Below are 26,432 nucleotides of genomic sequence, written 5' to 3'. Positions count from 1 at the left end.
CTAGGCTTTGGATTGGGATCGCTTGGTGGTCAGACTGGGAGAGTACGTACCCCACGAGGCTTGGGCACAGACGCTGGTAGGCATCGGCGCATTGGTCGTGACGGCGTTGATCGCGCAGTGGGTCGTGGCGCGGATCGTGCTGTTCTGCGCTCACCGGTTGCTGATTCTGACCGGGCGCGACAACTGGGACAAGGCGCTGCATCGGCGGCGGGCGTATCACAATGCCTGGTATGCCGTCCCATTTGCGGTGGTGTCATTGGGTGTGGGCCTCGTGCCGCACATGGAACGGGCTGTCAGTGTGGTCGGCCGGCTGGCGCATGCGGCGGCATGGATCTGTGTCTTTATGGCCATCGGCGGCGTGCTCAGCGCGTTGCAGGATACCTATTCGGCGACGACGAAGGCGCAAACTCGCTCTATCAAGGGTTATATCCAGATCGGCAAGCTGATGCTGGTGGCCATTTGCACCGTATTGGTGCTGTCGATTGGGCTGGATCGTTCCCCCCTGTGGATGATTTCCGGCCTGGGAGCGCTTTCTGCGGTGTTGCTGTTGGTGTTCAAGGACACCTTGCTGTCTTTTGTCGCCAGTACCCAGCTGACCTCTAACGATATGCTGCGCATCGGTGACTGGATCGAGATGCCGCAGGCCAATGCCGACGGGTTTGTGCGTGATATCGCTTTGCATACGGTCAAGGTGCAAAACTGGGACAACACCGTGACGACCGTCCCCACGTATAAGCTGTTTTCGGAAAGCTACCGCAATTACCGGCAGATGTTCGAGTCGGGCGGGCGGCGGATCAAGCGTACGCTGCGCGTCGATGCGACCTCGGTGCGCTTTCTGACCGATGACGAAGCCCAGGGGCTGATGCGATTCCGCCTGTTGCGGGATTACCTGACGGCCAAACAAACGGATCTGCAGCAAGCCAATAGCCAACTGGGCGGCGAACTGGCCCTGGTCCCCGCCAATCGCCGCCGATTGACGAATATCGGCACCTTTCGGGCGTACGCGCTGGCGTTTATCAAGCAGCATGCCGAAATTCGCCACGATATGGCCCAGATGGTGCGCATGATGGAGCCCCAGTCAGATGGGATTCCGGTTGAGGTGTATTGCTTTACGGCGCTGACGGCCTGGGTCGAGTTTGAGCGGATTCAGGGCGATATCTTTGATCATATGCTGGCGATTCTGCCTGAACTGGGCCTGCGCCTGTACCAGCAGCCCTCGGGGGCCGACGTGGGTGCCATGGGCGACGGACTGGGACGGGCAATCCAGCACGAATTGATGCGAGAGCGTGCCTTGCAGGGGCATCCGGGGTCGGCCGAGGCGGGTTGGGAGCCAGGCGGCGGCGCAGGCATGCGATAATTTTTTCCTTTTGTCTTCAACCGATTGGGAATCCCCATTTTGGAACCGTCGTCAAACCGCGTTGCCCGCGTAGGAATCGCGCAAATCAACGCTTATGTGGGTGATGTTGCCGGTAATGCCGCCCGTGTGCTCAAGGCCGCCCGCTCGGCGCATGAGCAGGGCGCCGATATTCTGGTCACGCCCGAGTTGGTACTGACGGGCTATCCGCCCGAGGATTTGCTGCTGCGGCCGCATTTTGTCGATAGCCAGGAGGCAGCGCTGGATCAGTTGCGCCAGGATGCTGCCGGTCTGACCGGACTGCATCTGGTGGTCGGCCATGTGCTGGCTGAGGGTGAAAACCTCTATAACGCGGCCACGGTGCTGTGCGAGGGGCGAGTGGTTGGGGTATATCGCAAGCGCGAATTGCCGAATTACTCGGTTTTCGACGAGCAACGCTATTTCACCGCCGCCGATGACGCGCTGGTCTTTGAGGTCAAAGGCGTGCGTTTTGGCGTCAATATCTGCGAAGACATCTGGTTCGAGGGGGCTCCCCGGGCCGCAGCGCAGGCGGGGGCGCAGGTGCTGCTGGTGCCTAATGCCTCGCCTTACAACACGGGCAAGCAGGACGAGCGTCTGCAGGTCGCGCGCCGTTGTGTGCAGGACACGGGTTGTGCGGTGATCTACGCGAATATGGTGGGCGGGCAGGACGAGCTGGTATTTGACGGCGCCTCGTTCGCCCTGGATGCCCAGGGACAATCGGCCGCCCGCCTGCCGGACTACACCGAAGGCGTGAACGTGGTCGAGGTGGACGCAGCGGGCGCGGTGCGGCCGGTGTCCGCCCATGCCGACGTCAAGCCCTATTGCCTCGAAGAACAAGTCTGGAACGCGCTGGTGCTGGGCGTGCGGGATTATCTGGGCAAAAATGGTTTTCCGGGCGCCATCATCGGGCTTTCGGGCGGGATCGACTCGGCCGTGGTGCTGGCCGTGGCGGTGGATGCGCTGGGCGCCGAAAACGTGCGTACAGTGATGATGCCGTCGCGCTATACCGCAGATATTTCCCAGACGGATGCGACCGATATGGCGCAGCGGCTGGGTGTGCAACACGACGATATTGCCATTGCCCCGGCCTTTGAGGCATTCGAGAGCATGCTGGCGCCGCAGTTTGCCGGCTTGCCCATCGATGCGACTGAGGAAAACATCCAGGCCCGTGTGCGGGGAACCCTGTTGATGGCCCTGTCGAACAAGACTGGCCGTCTGGTGCTGACTACCGGCAACAAGTCTGAGCTGACGACGGGCTATTGCACGTTGTACGGCGACATGGCTGGCGGTTTCGCGGTGATCAAGGACGTGCCGAAAACCCTGGTCTATCGACTGGCTGAGTGGCGCAACCGTGAAACCGAGGTCATCCCGCGGCGCATCATCACGCGTCCGCCTTCGGCCGAACTGCGGCCGGATCAGACCGACCAGGACAGTTTGCCGCCGTATGACATCCTGGACGGCATCATGGAGCGCTATATGGAGCGCAATGAGTCCGCAGCCGAGATTGCCGCGGCGGGTTTTCCGCAGCCGGCTGTCGAGCAGATCGTGCGTTTGATTCGCATCAACGAATACAAGCGCCGCCAGGCACCTCCGGGGCCGCGTATTACGCCGCGGGCGTTTGGCCGGGATTGGCGCTATCCTGTCACTAATGGGTTTCGGGAAACCGTTTAAGTTTTTTCTTCAGGATCAGAATAACGTGAAACAAGTCACTGCCATCATCAAGCCCTTTAAGCTCGACGAGGTGCGCGAGGCCCTCGCCGAGGTCGGCGTCAGCGGCCTGACGGTTACCGAGGTCAAGGGGTTTGGCCGCCAGAAAGGACATACCGAGTTGTACCGGGGTGCCGAATATGTGGTCGACTTCCTGCCCAAGATCCGTGTCGAGGTGGTGTTGGGCGACGAGATGGTCGAGCCCGCGATCGAGGCCATCATCAAGGCCGCCCGCACCGGCAAGATCGGCGACGGCAAGATTTTCGTCTCGCCGGTCGAACAGGCTATTCGTATCCGTACGGGTGAAAACGGTGAACAAGCCCTGTAAATGATAGGCGCCGGGGCTTGAGTGAGTCCGGTGCAGTGTCGATGCGGGGGATGAGGTCTCTCTTTCAACGCACGAGCTGATTCATATCCAGGATCGGCATCATCACAGCCAGCACGATCAGCAGCACAAAGCCGCCCATGATCAGAATCAACATGGGTTCCAACAGGGCGGTCATGGCCATGGCGCGGCGTTCCAGGTCGCGCGACAAGTTCTGCGCACCACGTTCCAGCAGTTCCGGCAGACGGCCGGTTTTCTCGCCGCTGGCAATCAGGTGAATCAACAAAGACGGAAAGACTTTTTGCGCGGCCAGCGCGGCAGCCAGCGGCGCGCCTTCGCGTACGCGTTCTGTGGCCTCGTCTACGGCGCTGCGCAGGCGATCATTGCCCAATGTACGGCGCGCGGCATTTAACGCACCCAGCAGGCTGACGCCGCTGCCGCTCAAGATCGCCAGCGTCGAGGCGAAACGTGCGACATCCACGCCCAACACGAATTTGCCAGCCAAGGGCATGCGCAGCAAGCGGGCGTGCCACGCTATGCGGCGCGCGGGCGAGCGCAATGTCAGGCGCCATAACGCAAACAGGGCGGCACATGCCACGCCGGTGACCAAGCCCCAATCGCGCACAAAATCACTGAGCGTGAGCATGACCCGTGTCAACAACGGAAGTTGCTGGTGTGCATGATCAAACGCGGTGATCACTTGTGGTACGACATAGCCCAATAGGAATGCCACGATCACGACAGATACACAGGCCACGACGACGGGGTAGATGAAAGCCGTCATCACCTTGCTGCGCAGGGCATTGCGTTCTTCGATGTAGTCGGCGAGTTTTTCCATGACCTGCGCCAGATCACCGGACTCTTCGCCGGCGGCAACCAGCGCCCGATAAATTTCGGGAAAGTCGCGTGGACGAGTGGCCAGCGCATCGGCCAAGCGGAATCCCGCGCGAACCTCGTCGCGCACGCCGGTCAGCGCGCCGGCAACGTGCCGGCTTTCGGCTTGTTCCAATGTCGCGCTGAGTGCAGCGTCCAGCGGCAGGCGGGCTGCCAGCAGACTGGACAACTGTCGAGTCAACCAGGCCAGTTCGCCATCGGACAGGCGGCGTTGCAGGACACTGGCTCCCGCAGCATGGCTCGAGGCCGCCAGGGTCGTGGACAAGGGCAGTAATCCGCGAGCACGCAGCTGGTTGCGTGCACCGCGTTCGGTTTCAGCATCGAGGGTGCCGTGGACAATCTTTCCCACCAGATCGGTGGCTTCATAGCGAAATGAGGGCATGCAAAAAGAGCCTGGAATTTCTTGAATTTATAGGCCGCCAGATTGACGCCGAATTATGACAATGGTGTTGCAGAGGTACCCCGTATACTCGGCCGCGAAATTCATTGTTGCGAGTCAGTTTTTTGCCTTCAGGAAGCGTTGCCGTAATCGAAGTAATCACATTGCCTGTCATGAAAATGTCATGTCGAAGGCGCAATGTCGGGCGTTTTGTCTCGCGGTCGGATAGCAGTGGACAGGTGGTTCGTTCATTGTTTTCAGGTGGGTTTCACCCGTTGATTTGTTGCATGTTTGTTGCTGCTGATCGTTGTCTTTTACGTTTTTAGTCACCGAGAGTTCATGCGTCGCGTTCGAAAAACTACTCTGGCCTGTCTGCTTGCCATCGCTCAACTCGCGATGCCTTTGCCGGTCGTCTACGCTCAGGCGCAGGCCACCAGTGACAAGGTGAGTTTGAATTTTGTCGATACGGATATCCCTGCCGTATTGCGTGCCTTGTCGTTGTTCACGCAGCGCAACTATCTGGTGGATCCGCGCGTCAAGGGCAAGTTGACGCTGGTGTCGGACCGTCCCGTTGATCGTACGACCGCGCTGAATATGTTGGCGGGTTCCTTGCGTATGCAGGGCTATGCCATCGTGGAGGTCGACGGCGTGACGCGTGTGGTGCCGGAGTCCGATGCCAAACTGCAGGGCAGCCCGGTCGTCACCGATGCACTGCGTCGCACGGGTTCGCTTGCGCCCGTGTCCGTGGCGGAGTTTGCGCGCGGGGCGCAACGCAGTGAGATCGTGACACGCGTGTTTTCGTTGAAGTACGAGAACGCTGCGAATCTATTGCCGGTGCTGCGTCCCTTGGTGCCGCCCAACAACCCCATCAATGCTTATCCCGGCAACAATACGCTGGTCGTGACGGATTACGCGGACAATCTGGACCGCATCGCCCAGGTGATCGCGCGGGTGGATGTACCCAGTGCGATCGATACCGACGTCGTGGCCGTGCGATATGGCGTGGCGAGCGATCTGGCATCGCTGGCGACACAGTTGCTGGACGCGCAGAACAGCGATCAGACGCAGCGTATATCCATGGTGGCAGATCCGCGTACGAATAGCGTGTTGATTCGCTCTGGCAGTCCGGCGCGTACTAAATTGGCACGCGATTTGATCAATAAGCTGGATTCCGAGCAGTCCCGGCCCGGCAATCTGCATGTGGTGTATCTGCGCAACGCGCAAGCAGCGCGTCTGGCTGAAGTCCTGGGCGGGTTGCTTAACAGTCAGTCTTTGAATGCGGCGAATGCCGCTAATGCGATGACCGGGCAAACGACTGCGGCGGCGGGCAGCAACACGAGCGCCAATAGCAATCGCAATAGCTCATCGCGCAATACGGCCAGCCGCACTTCGACAAGCAGCGGCTCCAGCAGCTCGTCGGGCAACTCGCTGAGCATGGATCAGATTGAACGCGATACGAGCTCATCTCAGGCCGTATCATATTCTGGCGGAGGCGCTACGATTCAGGCAGACCCGTCAACCAATACCCTCATTATTTCGGCGCCCGAGCCGCTGTATCGCAGCCTGCGCGAAGTGATCGATCAGCTGGATCAGCGTCGCGCGCAGGTGTTGGTGGAAAGCTTGATTGTCGAAGTCAACGACGAAGCGGCAGCAGAGTTCGGTATCCAGTGGATGACGGGCAGCGGCAATCTGAGTGACGGCAGCGGCTTTGTCGGCGGTACCAATCTCGGCGGCAGCGGTATCGGCACATCGTCCTCGGGCGCGACTACGATCGACCAGTTGGCAGGCGGTCTCACGCTGGGGGTGGTCAAGGGCACTGTGGATGTGTTGGGCAATGAACTCATCAATCTGGGCGTATTGGCGCGGGCGTTGAACGATACGGGTAAAGCCAACATCCTCTCCACGCCAAATCTGCTGACCTTGGACAACGAGTCTGCCAGCATTCTGGTCGGGCAGACTGTGCCGTTCGTGACGGGACAATACGTGACCTCTGGCAGCGACGGCAGCAGCAATCCGTTTCAAACGATCGAGCGCGAAGATGTCGGCCTGAAACTCAATATCCGTCCGCAGATTTCCGAAGGCGGCACGGTGAAGCTGGACATTTATCAAGAGGTCAGCAGCATTGACCAAGCGAGCTCCAGCGAGACCACGGGTATCGTCACGAACAAGCGTGCCATCGATACCAGCGTGCTTGTCGACGATGGCCAGATCATTGTGCTGGGGGGCTTGCTGGAGGATAGCGTCACGACGACGACCAGCGCCGTGCCGGGCTTGAGCGAGATTCCCATCTTGGGTGCATTGTTCCGCTATGACTCGCGTTCGCGGACGAAGAAGAATCTGATGGTGTTCTTGCGGCCCTATGTGGTGCGTGACAAGCGCGACAGTGCCAATGTCACGGTCAACCGCTATGACTATATGCGCCGTTTGCAAAGTCAGGCGCAGCCCGGCAAACATTGGCTTTTGCCCGATATGCAGGCGCCGTTGCTGCCGCCGGCGAATGTGCAGGCAGTGGGTGGTGCCGATTACGACATGCGGCCAGAGGCGTTGGCTACTACGATGCGCCGTGAGCCGCCGACAACCGTGCAGACGTTTGCGGTGCGTCAGCTGCCGCAGCCGTTTGGCGGCTCGGATCCGAGCTTGCCTATTCGGGCGAGTCTGCCGCTGGGCGTCAGTATTGCGACGGATCCTTCGGCGTTGTATGCAGAAAAAGAGTCGAAAACCACCGTTCTGCAATTCGCCTCTGTCCAGGACGAGGCTGAAGCGAATCGTATCGTGCAGCGTGTACGCACGAGCGGTTTGAATGCCTATAGCCAGGTCGGCCCTGGCGGACAGGGATACGTGGTACGCACGGAATTGGCGCGCGACGCGACGACGGTCGATACCGCTGTTGCGCTGCTAAAGGAGCTGGGTTTCCGGCCCGAGCTGGTGACGCATCTGTGAACGCATATCCCTTGCCTTACAGTTGGGCCCGCGCGCAACGCGCGGTGCTGCTATTGCGTCCAGGAGCGTCGAAATTGACAACGAGCGCGCGTACCCCATCGTGGGCCATACGCGAGATCCTGCGTTGTCACGGTGACGTGCCCGTGACCGAGGTGTCAGACGATGCTCTGGAAACGTTGCTGAATGCGGCTTACAGCGATACGGCCGATGCCGCCTCTGTGATGGGGGTGGCTGAAAACGAGATCGATCTGGATCGTCTGATGCAGGATATTCCGGAGGTCGCCGATCTGCTGGAAACCCAGGACGATGCGCCCGTCATCCGTATGATTAATGCCTTGTTCGCGCAGGCGGCCCGCGATGGTGCAAGCGATATGCACATCGAGCCTTATGAGACCCATTCGGTGGTGCGCTATCGCGTAGATGGCGTTTTGCGCGATGTCGTCAGTCCGCGCAAGGCGCTGCATTCGGCGCTGATCTCGCGCATCAAGATCATGGCGCATCTCGATATCGCGGAAAAGCGTTTGCCGCAGGATGGCCGTATTGCGTTGCGCGTAGGCGGGCGCCCGATTGATGTACGGGTATCGACCTTGCCAACTGGTCACGGCGAACGTGCGGTGCTGCGTCTGCTGGATAAAGAGGCCGGGCGTCTGCAGTTGGAAAAACTGGGGATGAGCCCATCGGTGCTGGCGCAGTTGGATCAACTGATCCGCCAGCCGCACGGTATTGTGTTGGTGACAGGGCCTACGGGTAGCGGTAAAACGACGACCTTGTATGCGGCCCTGGCGCGTTTGGATGCGTCGACGAGCAATATTCTGACGGTGGAGGATCCCATCGAATATGACTTGCCCGGCATAAGTCAGACGCAAGTCAACGCCAAGATCGATATGACATTTGCACTGGCGCTGCGTGCGATTTTGCGCCAAGACCCGGATGTGATCATGATCGGTGAAATCCGGGATCTGGAAACGGCGCAGATTGCAGTGCAGGCGTCATTGACGGGGCACTTGGTGCTGGCGACGCTGCATACGAACGATGCGACCTCGGCGGTGACGCGTCTGGTCGATATGGGTGTCGAGCCGTTCTTGCTGGCATCGTCGTTGCTAGGGGTGCTGGCTCAGCGTTTGGTGCGCAAGCTGTGCCCGGAGTGCCGCGCACCGGAAACGCTACCTGATGGAAAGGTCGTGTATCGGCCGGTCGGTTGCGAGGCGTGCAATCACACCGGGTACAGTGGGCGGTCGGGGATCCACGAACTCTTTACCGTGGACGACGACGTACGCCATTTGATTCACGAAGGGCGTGATGAGCAGGCCATACGCAAGCAGGCTTTATGCAATGGGATGCGGACGCTGCGCGATGATGGGCAGCGTTGGGTGGATGCGGGCGCCACCTCGCCTGAGGAAATCTTGCGCGTGACGCGCGAGTCGTAGCCGGGAGTCATGACGCGTGCGCGTTGCGACTGATGCGTATGCAGCGTGCCGATTTTCCTGGCAGGCGCCGAGGCAGGGCTGTCAGCTCAGGCGAGGTTGAAGTTTGGGCGTCTCGCGCACACGCGCCAGGCTCAGATAAACCTGTTCGGTCTGCCGGGAAAATGCTTCGACACTGAATTCCTCAATGCTTTTGCGCCGTGCAGCGTGGCCCATGGCTTTAAGGTCGATAGGGCCTTGCAATACGTCTCTCATCACTGCAGCCACGGCCTGTGGATCGCGGCGAGGAACAATCCAACCATCGCTGCCGGACGTAATGTTTTCCGGCAGGCCAGCTTGATCGGACACGATGACGGGCAAGCCCATCGCCATCATCTCGCGGCACGCAAACGAAATGGTCTCGACACGGTACGACAAGACAAAGCCGAGATCCAGCGCCGCCAGGAAAGGCCTGACATCATCCAACGGTCCAGTGAAAATGACGCGATCCGCCAATCCTGTAGCGTCCAAGGCCTGCATTTGCTCAGCGTTTGGATAGGCGCCAGCCAGTGCCACGTATACGCCTTTGGCCTGTTCTCCCAGCACGGCGAGACCTTGCACCATATCCATCCAGCCTTTGTAGTCATTGGTGCCGGCATTGCTGCCTACCAGCAGCCGGCAATCGGCCGCGCGCGACCCTAGCAAGGCCTGCCTGGCCGCCTGCGCCTGGTTCGTAGAGTAGGGCTGGAAGCGCTGCCCACATACGCCATTGGCAATGATGCTGATAGGCAGGCGAGTGTAAGGTGATTGGCGCAGCATGGGCTCGATGTAGCGGCACACTCCGATCACATGGTCGGTGCCGAGGCGGGCACGCAGCGCGGCACCGATCGTCGAGATGGGCAGATCGTTATGTTTGGTAAAAACGATGCGAGGCCGTTTGCGGCCCAGGCCCGCGCAAGCGTGCACCACCGTGCGATGATCAGCCGAGCCGTTGACGTGAATAACGTCGATCTGCTGTTCCCGAATAATGCGTCGCAGTTGAGAGGCGGCCCGCAGGCGCTTGAAAAAACGGCTGGGATATTCTTGTGCGACGACTCGCACATTGGATATATCGCTCGCCATGCGCGCCAGGCCACATCCATCAGGAACAGCCACGACGAGATTGTGGTGTGAGGCCAGGGCGCGCAGCAGCGACAGGATATAGATCGAATGGCCACCGATGGTCGCCGCTGCGTGGAAATTCGTGTACAGGATATTCATGGAAATTGCCAAAACGCCGCCGGCGGCGAGGTATCTTGAAGCTGCATCGTAGAGACGACGGTTGCGTCGATAAAGACGTCTGTTGGCAAGCTGCTTGCCATATCGTCACGTATGAATGCTCGTATTCGAGCAGTGACTTATTGTTCGGACAGAGATGCCATCCCGCCGGACGATATTGGGCTTTCCTTGACCGTATTCGAGAAACCTCAGGCTAGCATTGTGCGTTGCGGCATATGCGGAGTTTTACAGGTCCTAACACACGTTTTTTTTAGACAGAAAAAGTGCTTCTTATCACCGGGTAATGGGGTGAATCGTTATCAAAAGTAAACAAGGCGATTCCTGTTCACCTGAGCGGCCTGCGATCTAGCGCGGCGTGCCAAACCGGCTTTGGCCTTTGGTAACGGGGCCTAGCGCGCTGAGCAGACCAGTCAGCGCTGCGCGTTGGGCGTCGGTAGCACTGTCGGCGGGCTCTGCTGTGCCTTGCAGGCGTATACGGCCTTTTTGCCACTGGCCTTGGCCGTTGATGAGCAGAGCGCCAGAGTCCGTGCTTAGCGTGAATTGGGCATTGCCGTCTTTGGCATTGATTTGCAGGCGATAGTCGCCCAGGGGGCGTACGTGAGATAGCGCGGACCCAGCTTGTGTCCAGCGACCGGTAGCGAGATTGCCGCTTTGCGGCACGTGACCCATGATAAAGCTCTGCCATTCGAGACTGATCTGGCCCGCGGGGGCAATCGTGTTCAGCGGTGCGCCAAACGCGGTCAGGACGCTGGCGGGTGCGCGTAGGTTCTGAGCGGACACCTTCATGCCCGACCAGCTGGGCTGGACGCGGACGGGGCCTCGCAGCCAGGGATGGGAAATCTCAAGCGCACCGTTATTCCATTGCCAGTTCGCGGGTTGGGGCAGCAGATATCGTGCGCCATCGGGCCCGAGCGCGATTTGCGCGCTGCCGCGCCAGACGGTGCCGCTGGCGTCAGCAATGGCAGCCATGGCGTTGTCAGGCAGGGCCAGCATCAGCCAGCGTGCGGGCAGGACGAATAGCGCGGCAACGATGGCGCTGCAGAGCGCCAGGATGGTCAGCGGCACCGAGATGAATGAAGGAAGTGACAGGCGCATCAGGAAAGGCTTGGGCGTGGAATGTCCGTGGTCTGGCAACGGAGGCGGGTTCAAATCACGTGCGCGGTTCGCACACGTTTGCGAGAGTCAACAGCGATGACGTCAAGCATGCAGCTCGACGCATCGTGGTGAGGTGATCAGGGGCCGAAGGCCTCACGATGGCGAGGCCGGCAGCAATATCAATGTGCCGCTCAGGCGGCCTGGCAGGCGGCGGCCCGTGACGTGCAGGGCACGCCTGAGCTCGGCTTTGGCCACGGACAGGCGCCAATCGCGGGCGGAGGTATCCAACCACCGGAACAAGGCGGATGAGGACGCTTCGTTCAGCGTCAGTGTGATGGCCTGGCGAGTGGCCAGATCCTGGCTGCTGTAGGTTTGCGAGGTCTGGCCATTGCTGCTGCTCAACACCGAAGCGGCAGGTGCCTCGGACAAGGACCAGCTCTCCTCGTTTAACCCTTCGCGTTTGAGGCTGGTGCCGAGCTCCTCGATCGAAGGCGCGCCTTCGCTAGCGCCGTGGTTGCCTTGGCGTCTCAGGGCACGGACTTGAGCCGTCAGGTCGGATACGGTGGCGGCTTGTGTGCGCAGCTCTGGCAGTTGCTGTTGGGCACGTGTCATGGTCGTCCATGCCGGCTCGATCAGGACCAGAAAAATCAGCGCAACGCCTATCACGCCACCGGCTATGGCCAATAAACGTTGCTCTCGACGCGGCCGTTGGCGGTACCAGGATTCGGCTCGGCCATACCAGGTCGAACCGCGACGGACCCAGGGGGCCAGGGAATTACGGAGGGAATCGGAAACACTCATTGTTCGGCTCGGGTGATACGCCAGGCGCCTTTGTCGTCGCGCTCGACGCGCGCGCCCAAGGCAGAGGCGCGCTGCAAAATGGCAGCGGTGTCGGCCACGCGGTCTGCCGCAGTGGTTTTTACGTCGCCGGGCCGGGAATTCGAGGCCGAAGCCGGGCGTCCGGATTCCCGCGCGGCTGCTTTGATGCCGGGTGGCGGAGCATTGCCGAGTTCGTTCGCGGGTGGCGATCCAGACTCGCTCTGACTGCTGTCTTGCGACCCGTCGTCCAACGTCAAGGTCAGTGCGTCATTCTGGTAGGCGAGCAGGTCCACCGCATCCGCGGCAAATGGCAAGACCTGGGCGGCAATGCGGGCCAGCGACAACAGGTCTTTGCCCGAGGTGTCTCCCTGTCCTGTACGCAGGGCATCGCGGCCCTGTTGTGCTTGACGAACGGGGTCGAGCACAACAGGGATGTCGGGGAATGCGTCGCGCACGTCGCGCTCCATGTGTTGCCGCAGTTGCTGCGTCTCGTGCTCCAGTTGAGCGGCGTAAATGTTCAAGCCGACGATCCAGATCAGCGCCGCGCCTGCGATCCATGCCGCGGCGCCGCGCCAGCGCGAGGGTTGGCGCGGCGCCAGCTGCGGGACGGCCAGAGACCATCCAGGGTTAGGCGCTTGCCAACGGGGATCCTGGATGTTGTGCAGAGGCTCCGCCTGATCGGCGCATGGACTGTCTGACCAGACTTGCAAGGGATAAAATGCCTGCACGGATAGGCCGGCGGCGGACAAGCGCTGCCACGCGCTACGCAGTGCTTCGCGTGGCGTCCAGGCGGCGAGGGCCATGCCGTCCTCAGCACGCTTGCTGTGGCCTACCGCCAATCCCTCCATATCGCCCAATACCAGGCCTTCCAGGATGCCGTGCACCGCGGCGGCATAACGATTGGCGGGGACAGCGGGGACGTTGATGGTGGCGACGATGACGTCATCCGGATGCAGGACTACCTGAGTACGTGCCTGGGTAAACGCCGCAGCAAGTTCCGTCGCGGGCAAACCGCCGCCACGTGCAACCCGGCCTTGCCGGTCGAGCCAGGCATAAGCCAAAGGCGTGCTGTCCGTCCATTCAGCCAGCGGGGGCAGGGCGATGCGCAGCGTGTTCTTTACCGGCGGGCGTGACGGCGTGGTTACGGTGTTTCTCTTATCCATACGGTTTTCGGTGTGCTGTCTGCCGACATATTCAACAGCGCCTGCATGCTGACGCGGGAGCGCAGATAGGCCACGGTGCCATTGGCGATGAACCAATTGCTGCCGGTGGTCACGGAAGGAATTTCCAAGGCATCGCTATAGCTGCTCAAACGATTAGTGAAGTCCGCGCTGTTGTTGAACCAGGCGCCGCGGTCACGTTCTCCGGTGATGCTGCGGGCCTGCGCGAGCGTCAGGCCGGTCACGATTGCCGCAATGACCTCGGGCTCGGCAGTGTTCACGTTGACCTCAGTGGCCTCGGGCAATACGGTGAGGGTGCGGCGCAGCGTCTGCAGCGCTTTGTCATCGATTCGCAATAGCGCGGCCATATCGTCAATGCCGCGTGATTGCGGCGCGCGCGCGCCGCTGCTGGTTTCGTCGGCCGGTGCTTGTTCTGCCGAGACTTTTCGGCTTTGCGTCAGCGCAATTTGCGTGGCCATCTGGCGTGCCAGGGTGTTGGGCAGGCCCAGCATGTCGAGCAGGCGCGCCAGGACCTCGATCTGTGCTTCATCCACGATGCCTTGCTTGGCCAGGTTGTACAGGTTGTATTTACCTTGCTCGTCTTGGATGTTGCCGGCAAAGACCGCATCCTCGCCCGTCTGTTCGCCATCGATGCGTGTGTCCTGGACGGGGGTTGCCCATAGTTGGTCCCGCCTGACGGTGGATTCGGCCCGGGCGTTATCGCGCAGGATCAGACGCGACCAATCAATGCCGCCCAATAGCAGCCATCGCGCCTGAATGCGGGCCTGTTCGTTTTCGATCTGGCGTATGGCCGAGGTCTGACGCAGAAACAGGCCGCTGGTCAGCGCAGCCACAATGGCGACGACTATCAGGGCGCTGACGACAGCCATGCCTCGCTGTGCGCGGGCGTGGCGGGATGTCGCCCGGGACCTTGCCAATACCGCTGATGCACAGCGTGGACCGATGCGGGCCGTTCTCATGACAGCACCACAATTCGGGTATAGCGTTCTTTCTGATTGCCGCGTGGACGCTCGATGGCGATTTCCAGGCCTGCGGCACGGGCCGTGGCAGGTTGCAGCGGATTGATCCAGCCTTGTCCGGTCAACCACGCGCGCACATCCAGCCGGCTGACATCGGGCATGATCAGAACGCCCTGGTCAGGTTCAGGCAATGGATAGCTCGAGCCGGGCGCGCCGCTATAGCGCCATAATCCATCAGGCCGCAGGCGCCACATGACGCGTTGCCACTGGCCATTTTCCGGTGTGGCGCGGATCAGATTCAGCAGCACGGCACCAGAGGACTGCGTGATATCAATGCCCGGGGGCAGCAGTGTGATGCTGCCGCTTGGGGTGGTTGTGCCCGTGCCGTCGGAACTGTCGGACGTGCTGGATGTCGTGCCCGCAGGTGCACCTGCATAGGCGCGATTCAAATCGCGTTCGATTTGCCCCAGCGTACGCAAGACGATGGCTTGGTCTGCGGATTCTTCGCCCAGCCAATCGCGTGCGTTCGATACTTGTTCCAAGCCTTTCCAGGACAGCAGGCTGACAAGCGCCATCAAGGCAATGGCGATCAGGACTTCGATGAGCGTGAAGCCTTGCTGCGCGGTGCGAGGACGCATGGGTGCGATGCGACGCGCGCCTCGTTCGCCATTCGATCTCGCCAGCTGGCTGAAACAGGTCCGCATTATCTAACCTGCGACAAGAGGCCGCTCAACTGCGTCAGCGTCACGCCATTGCGGTCGGCGTCATTCACCCGGACGGTCACTTGGCGGAAATTGCGGTTCATTGAGTTGCGGATTTCGATTTCGCAGCGCAGCGCGACATTGCCTTGGGGGCAGGGGCGCGTCTGCGTACCGGCGCGTGGAAACGTGCGCTCCAGCCGCAATTGCGCCAGCGTGTTTTCGGCGGCCAACAGCGCCAGCGTCTTGCCGCGGATAGCGCGGCTGTTATCGAGCATGACTTGCGTGGCCCGCAGCGCGGCGCCCATGGCCACGGCGATAATGGCCAATGCCACCAGGACTTCGATCAGGGTGAACCCTTGCTCGGTACGTCTGGAGGCGCCGGACTGCCGGCCACCGGAGCGCCGGCCGCCACATAGAAATGGCCGAGGTGATTGGCTCGAGGGACGGCGGGCATGAGGCCGAACAAGGTCGTCCGAACCAGGTTTAATTAATCGCATATCCGCCTGCCGCGTCTCGTTCGATACGTACGGAGTCGCCTTTGATGGAGAGCTCCAGCACAATGGGATCGGCAATCCACTCGGTGCCGAAAACGACGGGCCGATTGGGGGAAATCTGCAGTGCCACCGGGGGCGAGCGCCATGTCTGGGGACGCAGACTCTGATCATCATCGAAACGGTCGGGCTTGAGCGGACCATCGTCCTGCGCCGACAGACGTTCCGATCGACCCTGCCGCTCGAACGACCAGCCTTGCTCGTCTGCAGACCAGCGAATTGTGCGGCCATCGCTGCGGGCTTCGCTTTGCGCGACGGAAAAGGCATCAACCAGACGTTCCGCATCGGCGCGCAGCGTTCGATCGGACGAGGAGGCTACCGACAAGCTGACCATCGAGGCCGCGATGGCGATGATCACCACCACGACCAGCATTTCGATCAGGGTAAAGCCGCCCTCAGAGTTCCCACGAGCCGATGTCCGCATCGTCTTGCTCTCCGCCTGGCTTGTTGTCGGGGCCAAACGAGAACACATCGATTTCGCCTTTAACGCCGGGGTTCAGGTATTGATAGGGATGGCCCCAGGGGTCGTTGGGCATGCGGTCCAGATAGGGCCGCCAATTGCGCGCGCCCTCCGGGCGCTGCACCAGGGCCTGCAGCCCTTGAGCGGTAGAGGGATAGCGGCCGTTGTCCAGGCGATAGAGTTTCAAGGCCTGCATCAGACCATTGATGTCTTGTTTGGCCGCGACGCGTCGCGCCTGGTCGGGGCGGTCCAGCACGCGGGGGACGACGAGCGCAGCCAGAATGCCCATGATCACAACGACCACCATGATCTCGATCAGGGTGAAACCTTGCTGCCGGCTGCGCTGGCGCTGAAACTGATGCACGAACTTTCTCCGCTCACTCAATGAAAAACCATATGAAGGCGGCAATGATGCGTCAGAAATATGACAGTAATACTTCCAGGGCGAAAACAATGGGCCTCCGCTGGGCGAGTCGCCTTTGCGCGTCCAGGGAATGCCGCCAGCGCGGGCGGATACGTGTTCTGCAAATGGACGTTGACACAAAGCGTTTGGAGCGCGCTATAGTGCTGCGTAGCTTTTGTTACGTTGTGGTATGAAGCGGGACAAAGGCTTACAGCGCTACTTCTCTGGGTCTACTTTCCGCAAAGGAAAATCAATGAAAATCAATAATCCAGTGCGTGCAATCGGTGTGGGGATATTGGCCGCTTTCTTGGTCTCTGGCTGTGCGACGCGGTCCGCGCCTAAGGAATCGGGCTTCTTGCCGGATTACAGTCGCCTGCACCAGGAAACCACCCCCGATGGCGGTACCCGGCAGGTCTATGTCAACCCTGCATTTACCCCGGCGCGCTACAAGGCGGTATGGCTTGACACCATTAAGTATTACCCGGAGCCGAAGGCCACCGAAGATGTGTCGATGGAGACCTTGACCCAGATCCGCAATATGATCGACCAGACGCTGCGTAGCAAGATCGGCCAGCAGGTCCGTCTGGTAGACCGTGCGGGGCCAGGAGTCGCGCATGTGCGTATTGCGATCACCACCGTCGGGGCAGAGCAACAATCGCTGAAGGCTTACCAATACATTCCTATCGGCCTGGTGTTGACCGGCGCCAAAGCCGCCCTGGATGGCGGACTGCCGCGTGATGCGACTATTGCGATCGAGACGCACGTCACAGACAGTATGTCGGGCGAGATGTTGTATGCCGCCGTGCGCGGGGGTACAGGCGAGCGGATTACGAGCGCCAGCCAGGGCAAGGGCGGGGTCCAGGTGGCCGATCTGCAGCCGCTGATCAATGAATGGGCCAACGGCGCTGCCGGAGAAGTCCGAAAATACGTCAAAGGAAAATAACCTGCAGCGCAGCGACGATGAGGGTTGCTGCAGTATCCGGATGCGCGCTGGGCGGGAGAAGGGGCTGATCTAGGGGACGGCCACAATTCCCGCCGGGACCGCAGACAGCTTGGGCGCCGCGACGCGCAAGCGTGTCCCATTGCGGTCCAATTCGACGCCGTTGGTCGAGACCTCGATGAGCGACAATCCCGGTGCGATCTCTGTACCGATACGATAGGCGCGGGCCGGCGCGCCATCCACGCTCAATACGGCGGACCCGTGGGATCCCGCCGCAATCAAGCCCAGCACAGTAATCTGCGTGTCCAATACCCCATCGGTGCCAAACAGCATCGCAACCGCGCGTGTGTCCGATACCGGGGCGCTGCTGGTATTGAGGGCGGGGGGCAAATCGGAGGGCGCAGGCGCCAGCAATATTGCGCTCCATAGTCCCACACCCGCCGCGGCGGCGGCAATGGCCAGAACGCGTACAGTGCGCGGGGCAGAGGGCAGCGTAAAAGTCGGGCGCAGGCGCATGAAGCAAATGATATCGCTAGGACGAAAACGTGGACCCTAACGCAAATTTATGACAGCAGTATGTGTGTCACGCGCACAGCCACGATCAACCTGCCTGGGCATGCGCCTTCATCTGGAATATCTCCAGGCTTTGCGTGCAGATTTCGTGGGTGATGTGCTGGCGGACGTGATCGCGCCGTTCCACCATGCCGATGCTGCGGGTAGGGTGCCCCAGTTCATCCGGCAGCGGCACGATGCGCAGGTCCGGGCTGTTTTGCCAGTTCGATCCGTTCAATAGCGGCAGCAGGGTCACGCCCACCTCCTGCCGCACCAGTTCGACCAGCGTCTCGATCGCGTTCAATTCCAGAAACTCATCAGAGGCGACGCCCAGGCGCCGCAACAGGCGATCAATCTGCCGTCCAGTGCGTTGGGTGCGATCAAAGCGCAAAAAGGGGTTGGCCGCCAACACGGCGTGTGCCGTTTGTTCCTGGACGGACGCTGGTGCAACGATGACCAGGGGTTCTTCGTAAAGCGGGGTCCAGTGCAGGCTGGCGACCTTGCGGTTGCTCTCGACGACAAAGGCCGCATCCAGTTCGCCTGCCTCGACCTTGCTGGCGAGCTCGCTGGCCTTGCCTGACAACACGCGGACGTCCAGGGCGGGATGCTGGCGCTTGAGCTGGGACACCACCTTGGACAGCGTTCCCATGCATGACACGATCGCGCCGATCGAGACGGCGCCGGCCAGTTTGCCGGGGGATGAACGGGGCAGCTTCAGGCGATCGTACATGTCGACCAGCTGCTTGATATCCGGCAGCAGTTCGCGCCCGGCTGCGTTCAAAATGGCCAGCCGGCCCGTGCGGTCAAACAATTCCCGCCCCAGTTCGGCCTCGATGGCACGCATCTGAAAGCTGATGGCCGCCTGTGTCAGGGCGACCTGCTCGGCGGCCTCGGAAAACGAGCCATGGTGGGCGACGGCCAGAAAGCTGCGCAGGAAGCGGATACTACTCATAAAAATATTTTTTACGAGAAAATAATTATTCAAATTGATTTAATTAAATCACAAGAGTAACTTCAATTGTTTGGGTCGGCGCGTTGCGCTGGCGCATTGTCAGCCGTGCAGTCCGGTTTGTGTATCACTCTTCCAGGTTTCTTTTTCGAGTCTCCGCGCCATGAAAACCTTTGATTGGAATAATCCGTATCCCTCCTACCGCATTCCGCAGTTCGCGCGGAACGTGGTGTCGACGTCGCATCCGTTGGCCGCCCAGGCGGGATTACGCATGCTGCTAAAGGGCGGCAATGCGATCGACGCGGCGATTGCGGCGGCAGCCACGATTACGCTGGTCGAGCCGGTGTCCTGCGGTCTGGGCAGCGACTGCTTTGCGATCCTGTGGGATGGCAAGGAATTGCACGGCCTGAATTCCTCCGGTGTGGCGCCTGCCGCCTGGAACGTCGAGTATTTCAAGGCCAAATACGGCACGGATGCCAAGGGCCTGGCCATCCAGCCCAAGCGCGGCTGGGACGCGGTGACCGTGCCGGGCGTGGTGGCCGGTTGGGCGGCATTGCATGAAAAATTCGGCAAGCTGCCGTTTGCCGATTTGTTTGAACCCGCCATCGAGATCGCCGAGCGCGGTTATGCCGTGCCGCCGGTTGTGGCGCACAAGTGGGCAGCCGCCGCCGACGAGTTGCGGGATCAGCCGGGCTACGCCCAGGTTTTCCTGCCCAACGGCCGTGCGCCGAAGCCGGGCGAGCATTTCCGTATTCCTGACGCGGCCTACACCCTGCGCCGTATTGCTGCCAGCGGTGGCCGCGACTACTACGAAGGCGAAATCGCCGAGAAAATCGCTGCGTTCGCCAAGGAGTGCGGCGGTGCGATGACGCTGGACGATCTGCGCAACTACAAGCCGGACTGGGTCAAACCGATTTCCAAGTCGTACCGCGGCTATGAACTGCACGAAATCCCGCCGAACGGGCAGGGGATTGCTGCCTTGATGGCACTGGGCATTTGCGAGCATTTCGACCTGGCCAATATGAAAGTGGACTCAGTCGAATCGCAGCACGTGCAGATCGAGGCCATGAAGCTGGCGTTCTCGGATCTGTACCGCTATGTGTCCGATCCGCGCAGCATGGACGTCACGCCCGAGCAGATGCTGTCTGATGCGTACCTGCAAAGCCGCGCCAAATTGATCCGCCTGGATCGCGCCACGCAATTCGAAGCCGGTCGCCCGCATGCCGGCGGTACGATTTATCTGACGGCTGCCGACGAAAGCGGCATGATGATCTCGTTCATCCAATCGAACTACATGGGCTTTGGCTCGGGTGTGGTCGTGCCGGGTACCGGGATCAGCCTGCAGAACCGCGGTGTCGGTTTCTCGATGGATCCGAAATCGCCCAACGTGGTCGAGGGCGGAAAACGGCCTTTCCACACGATCATTCCTGGATTCCTGACGCGCGGCGGCAAGCCCGTGATGAGCTTTGGCGTGATGGGTGGCGATATGCAGCCGCAAGGCCATCTGCAGACCGTGGTGCGCATGCTGGACTACCATCAGCAACCGCAGGCCGCGTGCGACGCACCGCGCTGGAAGGTCAACCGCGATTTCACGCTGGATATCGAGTCCAGCATGAATCGCGCAACCGTCGAGGGTCTGCAGGCACTGGGTCATGCGTTGAAATCGGTGGATGATCCCTATATGGACTTTGGCGCGGGCCAGTTCATCTGGCGCATGCACGAGAGCGACAATGAGCTCGGCTACGTCGCCGCCAGCGATACCCGCCGTGACGGTCAGGCAGTCGGCTTCTAAGGCCAATACCAGCAGTACATTCAAACCGGAGCCCCGTGACAGGCTCCGGTTTGGCATCTACAACACGAATACAAGGGAAAGAACGATGAAGCCTAAGACCTTCAAGCTTGGATTGTGCGCAACCCTGTTGGCCATGGCCTCTGGCGCCGCGGTCGCGCAGGAAATGCGCATCGGTTTGCAGGAAGACCCCGACGTGCTGGATCCGCACCGCGCGCGCACCTATGTGGGCCGTATCGTTTTTACGTCTCTGTGCGACAAACTGGTGGACGTCGATGAAAAACTGCAGTTTGTGCCGCAGTTGGCCGAGTCTTGGTCTTGGAACGACGACAATACCCAGCTGACATTCAAGCTGCGCTCGGATGCCGTGTTTCACGACGGCACCAAATTCGATGCGGCCGCTGCCAAGGCCAATATCGAACGCGCGCTGGCCTTGCAAGACAGCATGCGCAAGAGCGAGCTGGCCTCCGTGGCAGAGGTCGATGCGCCGGACGCACAGACGTTGGTGCTGAAATTGAAAAAGCCCGACGCGACACTCTTGGCCTCATTGTCGGACCGTGCGGGCATGATGCTGTCGCCCAAGACCTTTACCGATGACACGGCCGCCGTGGGCCGCAACCCGGTCTGCTCGGGACCGTACAAATTTGTGCAGCGTGTGCAGAACGACCGCATCGTACTGGACAAGTTCGACCAGTATTACAACGCCAAGGACTACGCTTTCAAGCGCGTGACGTTCTTGCCGATCCCGGATTCCACCGTGCGTCTGTCCAACCTGCGCGCCGGCGGCCTGGATATCCTGGAGCGCATGAACCCCTCGGACGCCCAACAGGTCAAGAGCGATGCCTCACTGCAATTCGCCAACGTTTCGGGTCTGGGCTATCAGCAGTTCTACTTCAACCTGGCCAACGGCAAGCGCGCCGAGACCAATCCGTTCAAAGACGCCCGTGTGCGCCGCGCATTCGAATTGTCTCTGGATCGCAATGTGATCAACGAGGTCGTGGGGGGCGGTATCTTTGATCCTGCCAATCAGCCATTCCCGCCGGCCAGTCCCTATCACAGCGACAAATTCCCGATCCCCGCCCGCGATGTGGCCAAGGCCCGTGCCCTGCTGAAAGAAGCAGGCAAGGAACAAGTCAAGGCAGAGCTAGCTTTCGGCAACAACACCACCACCTCGGCGATCGCCGAAATGGTGCAGGCCATGGCCGCCGAAGCCGGTTTCCAACTGAGCCTGCGTCCGACCGAATACGCGGCCTTGTTGAGCGAAGCGCAAAGCGGTAATTTCGAATTGTTGATGCGTGGCTGGTCAGGCCGTGTCGATCCCGATGGCAACATCCATCAGTTCGTGACATGCAAAGGCGCGTTGAACGACGGCCGCTATTGCAATCCCGAGATCGACAAACTGCTGAACGAGGCGCGCACCGTGCCCGACGAAGCCAAGCGCAAAGCGATTTACGATCAGGCACAGAGCATTCTGCAAAACGAAACCCAATCGGTCTACATTTACTACCAACCTTGGCCGTTTGTGTTGGCTAAGAAGGTGCAAGGCTTCAAGCCCTATCCGGACGGCATGATACGCCTGAAGGGCGTGACGTTCGCGCAATAAGCGCGTGGAGTCTTGCATCGCCGGATGCACGGGCCGTGCCGTCACGCACGGCCCGTGCATTTGGCGTTGACCGTTCGCAATCCCGAGTTTTTCAGGTTTCTTTATGTTCAAAATCATTCTGCGTCGCGTGCTGGTGGCGATACCGACATTGATACTGGTGTCGGTGATCGTGTTCCTGCTGCAGAAACTGCTGCCCGGCGATGCCGTGCTGACCATGGCGGGCGAGGAGCGCGATCCTGCCGTTCTGGAGTTTCTGCGTCAAAAATATCAATTGGATGCCTCATGGCCCGTGCAATATTGGGCATGGGTGAGCAATGTGCTGCAGGGCGATTTAGGAAGCTCATTGCGCACGGACGTGCCCGTGACGCAATTGATTGCCCAGAAATTGCCTGTCACGTTGCAATTGGCGACGATGGCGATGTTCTTTGCCATCTTGGTCGGCGTGCCCATGGGCATCATCGCGGCCGTACGCAAAGGCACTGTCACCGAGATGGGCGCCAACGTCGCGGCGCTGTCAGGCATGTCGATTCCGAACTTCTGGCTCGGCATTTTGCTGATCATGCTGGTGTCGGTGAAATGGCGTCTGCTGCCCGCATCGGGGTACGTTTCACCGTTCGAGGATTTTTGGTTGTCAATGAAGACCATGCTGATGCCGGCATTGGTGTTATCGACAGCGATTGCCGCCTATTTGATGCGCCATACCCGTTCGGCCATGCTAGAGGCGCTGAACGCAGACTACGTGCGCACCGCACGCGCCAAAGGCGTATCGGCGCGTCGCGTGGTGCTGCGCCATGCCTTGCGTAATGCCTTGATGCCCATCGTGACACTGGTCACGCTGTTGTTTGGCGAGTTGATGGCTGGCGCTGTGCTGACGGAGCAGGTGTTTACGATCCCCGGTTTCGGCAAGCTGATCGTCGATGCGGTATTCACGCGCGACTATGCGGTGGTGCAGGGCGTGGTCCTGTGCGTTGCCGTAGGGTTCATCATCATGAACCTGCTGGCCGACATTCTGTATATCCTGGTTAATCCACGCCTGAGGCACGCATGAGCGCAAATACTGCTACGGCTGCTGCCGTCACGCCGCCCCGCCGCCGCAACCGCGCCTGGGGTAAATTCAAACGCAATCGTGTGGCCTTGCTCGGGGCGGCGATCGTCCTGGCGATGGTCTTGCTGGCGATCTTTGCTCCCTTGCTCGCGACGCACGATCCTTTTCAAACCAGCTTCATGACGATCCGCAAGGCGCCTTCCGCGGCGTTTTGGTTGGGGTCCGATGAGCTGGGCCGGGACATCTATAGCCGCATGTTGTATGGCGCGCAGGCGTCGTTGATGGCCGGTGTCGTGTCTGTGGCCATCGCCGTGATCATCGGTGTGCCGCTCGGACTGGTGTCGGGCTATTTTGGCGGCTGGGTCGACAGCATCGTGTCGCGTTGCACCGAGGCCTTGCTGGCGATTCCGTTTTTGATTCTGGCCATTGCGCTGGCTGCGTTTCTAGAGCCGAGCCTGACCAACGCCATGATCGCCATCGGGGTGTCAGCGGCACCGAAATTCGTGCGATTGGCGCGCGGCCAGGTATTGGCCGTCAAGAGCGAAGACTACGTGCAAAGCTCGCGTGCACTGGGGGCGTCGGATACGCGCATCATCGCGCGCCACATTCTGCCCAACATCATGCCGCCCTTGATCGTGCAGGCGACCATTACCATTGCCACGGCCATCATTGCCGAGGCCAGCCTGTCGTTCCTGGGGTTAGGCCTGCAGCCACCCAATCCATCATGGGGATCGATGCTAAACACGGGCAAGAACTTCATGGTGCAGGCGCCTTGGATGTCGATTTTCCCGGGCACGGCGATTTTTCTGGTGGTATTGGGATTCAACCTGCTGGGCGATGGCCTGCGTGATGCGCTCGACCCACGGCAGGAGAAATAACGATGACGAAAAACAAAGATGCCAAGAGCGCGGCACAACCTATGGATGCCAAGCGAGTTGTGCAGGTCGATGGTTTGACCGTGCAATTCAAAACGCCGGATCGTGTTGTCGAGGCCGTGCGCGACGTTTCATTTCATGTGGACCGTGGCGAAACGCTCGCTATCGTGGGCGAGTCGGGATCGGGAAAATCCGTGACGTCTCTGGCGTTGATGCGCTTGGTGGAGTACGGTGGTGGTCGCATCGTCAATGGCGAGATGGCTTTGCGTCGCCGTGATGGCAGCGTGTTGGATTTGACGCGTGCGAGCGATACGGTGCTGGAGCGCGTGCGCGGCGCCGATGTCGCGATGATTTTCCAGGAGCCCATGACCTCGCTGAATCCCAGTTTCACAGCGGGTTCGCAGATTGCCGAGGCACTGCAACTGCACCAGGGTCTGGACAGCGCGGGCGCTCGTGCCGAGACATTGCGTATGCTGGAGCGTGTCCGCATTCCCGAGGCGCGAGCCATTCTCGATCGCTATCCTCATCAGTTATCTGGTGGGATGCGGCAACGTGTCATGATCGCGATGGCGCTGTCATGCAAGCCGCAGTTATTGATCGCCGACGAGCCGACCACGGCGTTGGATGTGACCATTCAGGCCCAGATCCTGCAACTGATCCGTCAGTTGCAGGAGGAAATGGACATGGGCGTGATTTTCATCACGCACGACATGGGCGTGGTGGCCGAGGTCGCCGATCGTGTGTTGGTCATGTATCGCGGGGATAAAGTCGAAGAGGGCGGCTCGGATGACATCTTCGCCGTGCCGCGCCATGCCTATACGCGCGCCTTGCTGTCTGCCGTGCCGCGCTTGGGCGCGATGAAGGGCACAAACGAGCCGGAGCCATTTCCGTTATTACAGGTGGCAGATGCTGGGCGTACTGGCGGCGCTGACGTTAACGCACAATCTATCACGGGTGCGACGGCCGCAGATGAGGGTACATCGGTGGTAGATACCGTTTCCGTGAGCGATGGTGATCGTGCGGCGAACCCCGGGAACGCCGTGGATGCCCCTGCGACGCCGTCTCCGGCAGAGAGCCAGCAGAGCACAGTACGCCGCGACAACGGCCCGGTATTGCGCGTAAAGGACTTGGTCACTCGTTTCGACATTACCGGCGGAATTTTCGGGCGTGTGCAGAAACGGGTGCACGCGGTAGAACGCGTCAGTTTTGATCTCTATCCAGGCGAGACCTTGGCCTTGGTGGGCGAGTCCGGCTGCGGCAAGACCACCACAGGCCGCTCGCTGCTGCAATTGGTAAAAAGCCAGGGCGGCAGTATCGAATTCGATGGCCAGGATATTGGCAGCCTGCGCGGCGCGGCCATGCAGACCTTGCGCCGCCACATTCAGTTCATTTTCCAAGATCCGTTTGCCTCGCTGGATCCGCGCATGACAGTGGGCTATTCGATCATGGAGCCTTTGCTGATTCATAACGTGGCCAAAGGCAAGGCGGCGCAAGAACGCGTGCGCTGGCTGATGGACAAATGCGGGTTGATACCCGAGATGATCGACCGTTATCCGCACGAGTTTTCTGGTGGCCAGCGTCAACGTATCTGCATTGCCCGCGCGTTGGCGTTGAATCCCAAAGTGATCGTGGCGGATGAATCGGTGTCGGCGCTGGATGTTTCGATTCAGGCTCAGATCGTCAATCTCTTGCTCGATCTGCAACGCGAGCTGGGGATTTCGCTGCTGTTCATCTCGCACGATATGGCGGTGGTCGAGCGTATCAGTCATCGTGTGGCGGTGATGTATCTCGGTCAAATCGTCGAGATCGGGCCACGCCGGGCCATCTTTGAGAATCCGCAGCACCCGTATACGCGCAAGCTGATGGATGCGGTGCCTATCGCAGATCCGCAACGTCGCCATCGCGAGCGTTCATTGCTTGTTGATGAGATTCCCAGTCCGGTGCGTCGGGTGGGGGATGACCCAGTAGTGGCGCCGCTGGTGCCAGTGGGCGAGGGGCATTTTGTCGCTCGTCATGCTGTGGGGGTGTATGCGGGCTAGGTGTTTTGTTGCCAGTTGAGTTGTCGGTCATCTAAGTGCATAGGCTCTCTCTATGAAGACGTCCGTGCCGGGGGCCTGAAAGCCTCACCGGGCCTATCGCGGCGACTCGGCCCATGACCTGTCCTGGTCTAATGTAAGTGGACACGTAGATAGGGTCATTGACCCTAGCC

The 26,432-nt window shown here is 60.4% G+C and carries 23 protein-coding genes; 11 read left to right on the top strand and 12 right to left on the bottom strand.

All coding sequences use genetic code 11. From position 1 onward, the window contains the following. Window positions 1-7 precede the first annotated feature (7 nt). Genes ACYVI2_RS05585 through ACYVI2_RS05575 form a run of 3 tightly spaced genes read left to right on the top strand, consistent with a single transcriptional unit; the run spans window position 8 to window position 3,410 of the window. Window positions 8-1,357: a mechanosensitive ion channel family protein gene (locus ACYVI2_RS05585; RefSeq protein WP_415820218.1), complete on the top strand. Its 1,350-nt coding sequence runs from the start codon at window positions 8-10 to the stop codon at window positions 1,355-1,357. Window positions 1,358-1,396: 39 nt separating this feature from the next. Next, the gene (locus ACYVI2_RS05580; protein WP_415820217.1) at window positions 1,397-3,046 is read left to right on the top strand and encodes an NAD+ synthase; all 1,650 of its coding nucleotides are present in this window, start codon (window positions 1,397-1,399) and stop codon (window positions 3,044-3,046) included. Between the two features lie 25 nt (window positions 3,047-3,071). Further along, a complete protein-coding gene (locus tag ACYVI2_RS05575; protein ID WP_094838362.1) occupies window positions 3,072-3,410 on the top strand; it encodes a P-II family nitrogen regulator in 339 nt (112 codons plus the stop codon). A gap of 64 nt (window positions 3,411-3,474) precedes the next feature. On the opposite strand, the gene gspF is transcribed toward ACYVI2_RS05575, so the two are convergent. Continuing rightward, window positions 3,475-4,683: a type II secretion system inner membrane protein GspF gene (gene gspF, locus ACYVI2_RS05570; RefSeq protein WP_415820216.1), complete on the bottom strand. Its 1,209-nt coding sequence runs from the start codon at window positions 4,681-4,683 to the stop codon at window positions 3,475-3,477. A gap of 336 nt (window positions 4,684-5,019) precedes the next feature. On the opposite strand from gspF, the gene gspD reads away from it, so the two are divergent. Continuing rightward, window positions 5,020-7,620 (top strand): type II secretion system secretin GspD, encoded by a 2,601-nt coding sequence (gspD, locus tag ACYVI2_RS05565; protein ID WP_415820215.1) that lies wholly within the window; start codon window positions 5,020-5,022, stop codon window positions 7,618-7,620. Further along, on the top strand, window positions 7,617-9,047 hold the full coding sequence (gene gspE / locus ACYVI2_RS05560; protein ID WP_415820214.1) for a type II secretion system ATPase GspE: 1,431 nt from the start codon (window positions 7,617-7,619) through the stop codon (window positions 9,045-9,047). The genes gspD and gspE overlap by 4 nt, the downstream gene beginning before the upstream one ends. Before the next feature lie 81 nt (window positions 9,048-9,128). Here gspE and ACYVI2_RS05555 read toward each other — a convergent pair whose 3' ends face one another. From ACYVI2_RS05555 to gspG, 9 genes are all read right to left on the bottom strand, one after another. Further along, a complete protein-coding gene (locus ACYVI2_RS05555) occupies window positions 9,129-10,283 on the bottom strand; it encodes a glycosyltransferase (RefSeq protein WP_415820213.1) in 1,155 nt (384 codons plus the stop codon). A 363-nt stretch (window positions 10,284-10,646) separates the two neighbouring features. Further along, entirely contained in the window at window positions 10,647-11,396 is a 750-nt protein-coding gene (gspN, locus tag ACYVI2_RS05550; RefSeq protein ID WP_415820212.1) for a type II secretion system protein N, read from the bottom strand. Between the two features lie 153 nt (window positions 11,397-11,549). Further along, window positions 11,550-12,197, bottom strand: coding sequence for a type II secretion system protein GspM (gspM, locus tag ACYVI2_RS05545; protein ID WP_415820211.1), 648 nt, complete (start codon window positions 12,195-12,197; stop codon window positions 11,550-11,552). Then, complete coding sequence (gene gspL / locus ACYVI2_RS05540) at window positions 12,194-13,378, bottom strand: type II secretion system protein GspL (RefSeq protein ID WP_460490273.1); 1,185 nt, start codon at window positions 13,376-13,378, stop codon at window positions 12,194-12,196. Before gspL ends, gspM begins: the two co-directional genes overlap by 4 nt. Further along, window positions 13,357-14,265 (bottom strand): type II secretion system minor pseudopilin GspK, encoded by a 909-nt coding sequence (gene gspK / locus ACYVI2_RS05535; protein WP_415820210.1) that lies wholly within the window; start codon window positions 14,263-14,265, stop codon window positions 13,357-13,359. Before gspK ends, gspL begins: the two co-directional genes overlap by 22 nt. Window positions 14,266-14,351: 86 nt before the next feature. After that, a complete protein-coding gene (locus ACYVI2_RS05530) occupies window positions 14,352-14,993 on the bottom strand; it encodes a prepilin-type N-terminal cleavage/methylation domain-containing protein (RefSeq protein ID WP_415820209.1) in 642 nt (213 codons plus the stop codon). Window positions 14,994-15,058: 65 nt separating this feature from the next. Beyond that, window positions 15,059-15,553, bottom strand: coding sequence for a type II secretion system minor pseudopilin GspI (gene gspI, locus ACYVI2_RS05525; protein ID WP_415820208.1), 495 nt, complete (start codon window positions 15,551-15,553; stop codon window positions 15,059-15,061). Beyond that, a complete protein-coding gene (gspH, locus tag ACYVI2_RS05520; RefSeq protein ID WP_415820207.1) occupies window positions 15,540-16,031 on the bottom strand; it encodes a type II secretion system minor pseudopilin GspH in 492 nt (163 codons plus the stop codon). Before gspH ends, gspI begins: the two co-directional genes overlap by 14 nt. After that, entirely contained in the window at window positions 16,003-16,431 is a 429-nt protein-coding gene (gene gspG / locus ACYVI2_RS05515; protein WP_415820206.1) for a type II secretion system major pseudopilin GspG, read from the bottom strand. Before gspG ends, gspH begins: the two co-directional genes overlap by 29 nt. Window positions 16,432-16,723: 292 nt before the next feature. Here gspG and ACYVI2_RS05510 point away from each other — a divergent pair, with 292 nt between their 5' ends. After that, window positions 16,724-17,413 (top strand): DUF3313 domain-containing protein, encoded by a 690-nt coding sequence (locus tag ACYVI2_RS05510; RefSeq protein ID WP_415820205.1) that lies wholly within the window; start codon window positions 16,724-16,726, stop codon window positions 17,411-17,413. A gap of 69 nt (window positions 17,414-17,482) precedes the next feature. On the opposite strand, the gene ACYVI2_RS05505 is transcribed toward ACYVI2_RS05510, so the two are convergent. Beyond that, window positions 17,483-17,926 carry a type II secretion system protein N gene (locus ACYVI2_RS05505; protein WP_415820204.1) on the bottom strand — a complete coding sequence of 148 codons (444 nt, stop codon included), beginning with the start codon at window positions 17,924-17,926 and terminating at the stop codon, window positions 17,483-17,485. Window positions 17,927-18,011: 85 nt separating this feature from the next. After that, complete coding sequence (locus ACYVI2_RS05500; RefSeq protein ID WP_415820203.1) at window positions 18,012-18,914, bottom strand: LysR substrate-binding domain-containing protein; 903 nt, start codon at window positions 18,912-18,914, stop codon at window positions 18,012-18,014. A 160-nt stretch (window positions 18,915-19,074) separates the two neighbouring features. Between ACYVI2_RS05500 and ggt the strand changes: the two genes are divergently transcribed. The 5 genes from ggt (at window position 19,075) to ACYVI2_RS05475 (ending at window position 26,262) form a co-directional block, all read left to right on the top strand. After that, complete coding sequence (ggt, locus tag ACYVI2_RS05495) at window positions 19,075-20,703, top strand: gamma-glutamyltransferase (RefSeq protein ID WP_415820202.1); 1,629 nt, start codon at window positions 19,075-19,077, stop codon at window positions 20,701-20,703. A gap of 85 nt (window positions 20,704-20,788) precedes the next feature. Further along, a complete protein-coding gene (locus ACYVI2_RS05490) occupies window positions 20,789-22,303 on the top strand; it encodes an ABC transporter substrate-binding protein (RefSeq protein ID WP_415820201.1) in 1,515 nt (504 codons plus the stop codon). Between the two features lie 103 nt (window positions 22,304-22,406). Beyond that, the gene (locus ACYVI2_RS05485; protein ID WP_415806259.1) at window positions 22,407-23,351 is read left to right on the top strand and encodes an ABC transporter permease; all 945 of its coding nucleotides are present in this window, start codon (window positions 22,407-22,409) and stop codon (window positions 23,349-23,351) included. Further along, window positions 23,348-24,226, top strand: a complete 879-nt coding sequence (locus ACYVI2_RS05480) for an ABC transporter permease (protein ID WP_415820200.1) — start codon at window positions 23,348-23,350, stop codon at window positions 24,224-24,226. Before ACYVI2_RS05485 ends, ACYVI2_RS05480 begins: the two co-directional genes overlap by 4 nt. A 41-nt stretch (window positions 24,227-24,267) precedes the next feature. Further along, complete coding sequence (locus ACYVI2_RS05475; protein WP_415820290.1) at window positions 24,268-26,262, top strand: dipeptide ABC transporter ATP-binding protein; 1,995 nt, start codon at window positions 24,268-24,270, stop codon at window positions 26,260-26,262. Window positions 26,263-26,432 lie beyond the last annotated feature (170 nt).

The organism is Bordetella tumbae, from assembly GCF_054780995.1.
This window is presented reverse-complemented; position numbering and strand designations above follow the sequence as displayed.